This window comes from Bradyrhizobium sp. (assembly GCF_016462955.1).
In the GTDB taxonomy this organism is placed as follows: domain Bacteria; phylum Pseudomonadota; class Alphaproteobacteria; order Rhizobiales; family Xanthobacteraceae; genus Bradyrhizobium.
In genome coordinates this window covers 1-323 of sequence record NZ_JAEMSD010000142.1, presented here as the reverse complement: position 1 = coordinate 323, position 323 = coordinate 1, and the positions used below count along the sequence as shown (strand labels likewise).

Annotated in this window: 1 pseudogene; it reads left to right on the top strand. The window is 70.6% G+C overall.

What is annotated here, in order from left to right:
- Positions 1-323: pseudogene (locus tag JHD07_RS16475) on the top strand (chemotaxis protein); the annotation flags it as partial.

The window sequence follows — 323 nt, the reverse complement described above, 5'->3', positions numbered from 1 at the left end:
TGATCGCGCGCGCGGCGATGGTGCGCGGACAGATGGCCGTGACCCGGCTCGCCGGCGAGAGGGCGTTGGCGCTCAGCCCCGACGCATCAGTGGAGCGCGAACGGGCGCATTTCTTCCGCGGCGCTTCGCGCGTGCTCACCGACGAATATGACGGCGGTCTCGCCGAGCTGAAGGCGCTCGACCGCGCGAAGCTGCCCGAACGCGACGTCCCCCTTCTCAATGCAGCGGTGCAGCTCGCGCTCGACGTCCGCAAACCGTTTTCCAGCGGATCTGCCGCCGCGGCCGACAAGCCTCCGGCAACGCCGGCCCGTCTCGATCTGGCG